Below are 243 nucleotides of genomic sequence, written 5' to 3' on the forward strand. Positions count from 1 at the left end.
CCACCGCCGTGGTCGGCCAGGTGATCTCGCGGCGCCCGTCGTCGCCCGCGCCGTCCACGGGGCGGTTCACCTGGTAGTCGTGGTACTCCTCGGGGTCCAGCTCGTCGGCCTGCTCCGCGCCCCAGGCCTCGTGCAGGTGCTCCAGCGCCCGGCTGGCCGCCGACCCGGCGACGTTCCAGCCCTCGAAGGCCCCCAGGAGGGTGGTGTCGCGCTCCCGGCGCCCCGCCGGTGCGGCTGACTGCT

1 protein-coding gene is annotated in these 243 nt (G+C 76.5%); it reads right to left on the reverse strand.

What is annotated here, in order from left to right:
• Window positions 1–196 (reverse strand): PAC2 family protein (locus tag KVT14_RS21020; protein ID WP_217617357.1); only part of this gene is annotated, 196 nt, incomplete at its 3' end.
• Between the last annotated feature and the right edge of the window lie 47 nt (window positions 197–243).

The sequence above is a fragment of the Cellulomonas sp. GbtcB1 genome (genome assembly GCF_019091725.1).
Lineage (GTDB): Bacteria > Actinomycetota > Actinomycetes > Actinomycetales > Cellulomonadaceae > Cellulomonas.